The sequence below is a fragment of the Pseudarthrobacter kochi genome (assembly GCF_055412805.1).
The window spans coordinates 1-5,275 of the sequence record NZ_JBVAYV010000085.1 but is presented as its reverse complement, the minus strand read 5'-3'; the positions used below and the strand labels follow the sequence as shown (position 1 = coordinate 5,275).

3 protein-coding genes are annotated in these 5,275 nt (G+C 66.0%); all 3 read left to right on the top strand.

Annotation, left to right across the window (positions count from 1 at the left end):
* Positions 1–499, top strand: a 499-nt coding sequence (locus tag ACZY0Y_RS19490; RefSeq protein ID WP_463959887.1) for an HNH endonuclease signature motif containing protein, incomplete at its 5' end; no start/stop codon positions are given.
* Positions 500–611: 112 nt separating this feature from the next.
* Entirely contained in the window at positions 612–1,475 is an 864-nt protein-coding gene (locus tag ACZY0Y_RS19485) for a ComEA family DNA-binding protein (RefSeq protein ID WP_463959886.1), read from the top strand.
* Between the two features lie 17 nt (positions 1,476–1,492).
* On the top strand, positions 1,493–2,671 hold the full coding sequence (locus tag ACZY0Y_RS19480; protein WP_463959885.1) for a hypothetical protein: 1,179 nt from the start codon (positions 1,493–1,495) through the stop codon (positions 2,669–2,671).
* The last annotated feature ends 2,604 nt before the right edge of the window (positions 2,672–5,275 follow it).

The window sequence follows — 5,275 nt, the reverse complement described above, 5'->3', positions numbered from 1 at the left end:
GAAGGCAGTGCGGCAGTGGCTGCGGCTCCGCGACGGGAAGTGCCCGTTCCCGGGCTGCAACAACCAGTCCCTGGACAACGACGCCGACCACCTCCTGGCCTGGGCTGACGGTGGCACCACCGGGATCAGCAATCTCGGCCAGCCGTGCCGCAAACACCACGGCCTGAAACACTCCTCGGCCTGGACACCGGCCGGGGCCAGCAAAGACGCACCGCCCGGCTGGACGTCACCGACCGGAAGGCACTACCCCAGCGAACAGCAGGACTGGGAACCACCCCACTGGCCGGACCGCCTCCAGGCCATGGTGACACTCCTTGCCGAAGGCGTACCCGAGGATCCCGGCCCTGATCCCGATTCCGGACTGCCGCCCGACCCCTTCCCGGACTGGCACCTGTTCACGGCCGGGCACACATTCCCCGCCACAGACAACCGCGCCTCGGACTGGCCGCAGCCCTTCGACGAATCCATCCTGGAATACTTCCTGGTCGAAGCGCTCTGATCGACGGGGGAGAACTGCAAACGTCTTATCGGCTCTGCGCACACTTCCTTCAGTTTCCACATAGGACCCGCCGGCCCTGAGCAGCGACCCCGAAGCTTCGTACGATGGGCGCATGCCGCGCCACGATCCCGACTACCCACCCAGCGTCCAACCGGACCAGGCCGGCCGCAGGCTGTCGCTTGTATCCGGGACCAGAAGCAGGGCCGGCCTGCTCGGGGAACCGCCGCCGGTTTCCAGGGCCGAGCGCCAACGCTCTCCGGACGATCCGGCGGGCCACCGCGGACCCCGCATCCGGTGGCGCACCGGCCGGCAGGCTGCCACGCTGCTGTGCCTGGCGTCCTTGGTGCTCCTGGGCTGGTTCTGCTGGCAGGCTGCCAACGTCACAGCGGCCGTCAGCCCAATCAGCTCCGTCAACAGCTCGGAAAACGGCGAAGCTACCGTCCCGGAACCTGACACCGGGCCCACGGCCAGCACGGCCGGCACGGACACCGCTCCCGGCGGGAGCGGAGACGGTGCCCCCGCAAGAATCATCGTGCACGTGGCCGGCGCGGTTGTCCGCGCCGGAATCGTGGAACTGCCACTGGGGAGCCGCCTGCACGAGGCCATCGCGGCGGCCGGAGGCGGTGCGCCGGACGCGGACCCGGACCAGCTCAATCTCGCGGCCATCCTCGAGGACGGGCAGAAAGTCCTCGTGCCGAGGCACGGTGAAACCGTTCCGGCCGGGTCTGCTCCGGCTGGTGACGCCGGGGGCGGCCCGGCGGGCGCCGCCGGGTCCCCAGTCGGAGGGAAAATCAACCTGAACACGGCCGGCATCGACGAACTGGCGGGCCTTCCGCGCATCGGGCCGGTGTTGGCCCAGCGGATCGTGGACTGGCGCACCGAGCATGGCCGCTTCCAGCGGGTTGAGGAGCTGGATGCCGTGGATGGGGTGGGAGTAAAGATGCTCGAAGCCCTGCTGCCCCTGGTCCAGGTCTGAGGACGGTGGGGATGGACGTGGAGCGGACCAGTCGCTGGCAACGCTATATTGACGCTGCGGTCGGGCGGACTCCCGGGAACTATCCGGAAGCGGGGCTGCCGGGGGAAGGGCCGGGCCTCCGGCAGGCCACACGGCAGCGGCACCGCGGCCCGCGGTTCCGCGACAGGCTTGAGTCCTTCGCGGTCCTGGCGCGGTCCACCTCGGGCCGGGAACAAACACCGCGCCGAACCGATGTGCGTTTGGTTCCCGCGGCCGTGCTGGTCTGGGCGACGGCCGCGGCGGGGCATCTCCTCCCACCGGTGGCGTGGGCGGCGCTCTGCGTCAGCTTCGCGGCGGGCGCCGGTATGCTCCTGCTGCGGGCGTCGTCAAGGGCCAAAGCGGAAGTGCTGGCGGGGCGGCGCGCGCGAAGCTTCCTCGCGACGCTGGCAGCGGCATTCCTCCTCGCGGCCGCAGCGGGCGGGCACGCCGCCGCGGACTCGTCCCTGGGGCGCGCGGGTACTGTGTCGGATGCTGCCGCGGCGGAAAGAGCCATCGCGGCGGAGGTGGAGGTCACGGGGACGCCGCGGCCGCTCAAGAAGCCGGGGAACTCCGGACTGGCGGACCGGTGGGCCGTGCCGGTCACACTGATCGACATGACCTTCGACGCGCGCCGGGTGCACACGCCGGCCAGGCTGCTGGTCCTGGGCGGGCCCGGCTGGGAGCACGCCATCCCCGGGCAACGGATCCGGACCACCGGCAAACTCAAGCCTTCCGGGCCGGGCCAGTCCGAAGCGGCGGTCCTGTCGGCAAGTTCGACCCCGCTCGCGGTCGGAACTCCGGGCCCGTGGCAGCGCGGCCCGGCGGACCTTCGCAGCCGTTTCACCCATGCCGCAGGACAATTCGGCGGTGATGCCCGGGGACTGCTGCCGGGTATGGTTACCGGCGACACCAGCTCCCTGGATGCGGATCTGGATACGGCCATGAAATCCGTCGGGATGACCCACCTGACAGCAGTCAGCGGAGAGACGGTTCATCTACGAGATGGGTGCCGCCTCGCCTTTCAGCCCGCGCAACGGCCACGAGGGGGACCCGCCGTCGGGCGCCGGAGCTTCGACAACTACGATGCCAATCGGCCGGCCATCTCGGCGATCTTGCCGTCAACCTACCAACCAGCCCCACTCGTGAGGTACTTGAGGGGCTATCCATTTTGTAAATGATTACGCAAATCATTATTTTGGAAAGCTCGTGCCACAGCCCTCTGGTTTGTCGGGGGTGCACTCATCAACCATCGCCTCCTCCGGAACCCTTTGACCAGAATCGAGTCCTGGATGTTCTCGATACTTTTCATCGGCCCGCTATCATGCGGCCAGCACGCTCTAGTTTGAGGGCATGTTGAACTGCCTTTGGTCTGCCCGACGGAAGAAGGTTACCCGACCATTGGGGGACGCGGCGTCGACGCTCTCACCTTCATTTGGATTCATATCTTCTCGACGCTATCCATTCTGCACCCCGGGTCGGCGTCAGCCGACCGGTGCCGAACGGCACCTTCAGACTGCCTTGTCGCCAGGGTGCCTTGAGGCGTCTGCGCTGTCTTGCTGCTTGTCTCAGAGACACCTGGGACGCCAGTCGCAGGAGGCTCTGGCTCGGTCCGGGGGCCGCGACAGCGGTCACCGGGGGCTGGAGCCACTCGCGTCAGCGATGGCTTCGGGGGCACCCCAACGACGCGCCAGCGTTGGTGGGGAAGGGAGCGCCAGCGACCGCATGAGGCCCGGAGTGCAGCGATGGGTGAGGGAGCGAAAGCGACCGAAGGTTTGTCGGCTGCGCCGACCGCCGAAGCGAAGCGAGGTGCCAAAACCCCTTATGCCCTTTCACTCATTCCGTCGCATCTGGAGCTCTAGCGGAAGATCGGCGGGATTTCTGCTGGTTCATCAGCGGAAAGTAGCGCCTACCACATCGTTCCTACCCGACCATTTATGGTTCCTACTCGTAGGAGGGAGGGGAGGAGTGGCGCTAGTTTCCGCGGGTTCAGGGCATTTTGGTTCCTACCGGGATTGATGCTGCGTGGCACCCGGTAGGAACGGTGTCCGTCGCTGCATGCGCGGGAAAGACGTGTCCACTCTGTTGTGTCCCCCCGCCATATTTCACTGTCCACTCGTGGACAATGGGGGGACACTGGCACGTCTATTCGCGGGTTTTGGGCTGTTTGCTGTCCACCGGGTTTTTAGGTGCGTGGCACCCGGTGGACACAGTGCTGCGAAGCAGCGTTGAGGGGTCTGCGACGAAGGAGTGGACACCGTTCCTGAGCCCAAAAAGGGGACGGAGTCCCCGTCTCTGATCTCGTACCAGCAGGCGCTGTGACGTAGGAGCAGCGGTCCATACGAGGTGCCACTGGGGTGCCGGCTGAGGGACGAAGACGGTGCGCCGGTGACACCGAAGGCGCTGCGCAGCAGCAGCTCATGGCGCTTTGCTCGTTAGGGTTTCCCGGCCCGCCAGGGACTGCTTCACACGTCTCTATCCAGTCGCTGCGGAGCAGTGACCGTGGCTGGTCCACCAGCCGCCGGCTCGTCGTTGCTGCATCGCTCCGGAGGTCTCAAAGAGACCGTTGCAGCCACCGCCCCGTCGGTGGTTGCCGGTCCCTGGGCCGGTCGCCGGCGAGTGGCCACAGAGCCGTTGCAGAAGTGCTTCTCTAGTGTCGCGGCGGCATGGTTCTCCACCCGCCAGGACTCCCGCCGCCGCGGTCCATCAGGGTCTATCACAGGGCCTCCGCCTGCGCGGTGCCAGGGCGTCGTTGACGTAAAAAAATGCAGCCCGAAGGCTGCAATGTTGTGGCCAGTCCCGGCCCATTTCTGGTCAGAAATTGACCAAAAATGGCCAGAGAATGGCCACGGGAAGCACCGGATCCCAACCCGGACCAGGAAATCATCGCCCTCGGGCGCGGCAAGAACCGGCTGGCCCAAATTTGGCCCTCATTTGGGCTTGATCTGGCCCAAATCGGGCCAGTTTGTTCGAGAAGCGCCTTGGCCTGTTTAGAGGGGCCAGATGTGGCCCCATTACGGCCCGGATATGGCCCAAAAATGGCCGGAAAGACGCGGCTTCCGGACCGCTGGCCCATATTTGGCCAATTACGGCCAAAAATTGCCCATTGTTGGCCAGAGGGCCCTGTGGTAGCCGTGAATCCGCGGACGTCCATCGTGATTGGTGGTGGGCGCAAAACGAGCACAAGGGTTAACACATTGACCTGACTCGGTCGGGACGTGGGCCGGCGCCGGCGATTGCGAGTCGCGGTTAATCCCTTGGCGGCCGCGGAACACTCTGCAATCATGGACGCAACGGGCAGAGAGGGGCGAGCCGATGTCCGCTCGTGGTGATGAGAACCAGTCCTCCCGGGAACAGACCATTCGACGGATACGAAGCAATATCCAGGCGGCCCAGTTGCGGGTCGCTCTGGACGAGGCCCGGGGACGACAGACGCCGGAAGCAGTGGTGCGACTGGCGCAGCTGACGCCGCCGCCCTTGCCGTCACCCTTCGATATTTTGAGAACGCCGGATGGGAAGCTCCGAACGGACCCGGCCTCACGGAGAGAACTGGCTCTCCATGTGCGTCGCAACATTCGGGCCGCGCAATTGAGGGTTGCCCTGGACGAGCAGCGGGGCCGACCGACTCCCGAAGCCGTGAAGAGACTGGCCCAGAGAAAGCTTCCGACATGGTATGAGGTGTGTCAAGGATGTGAGACAGTCGGGTGGTTTCTTGTCAGTTAGGCAGCCACGGTTTGCGGCTGGTTTTTTGTCTTGAAATTGGCCATCGCGGTGGCCGGCGGCAA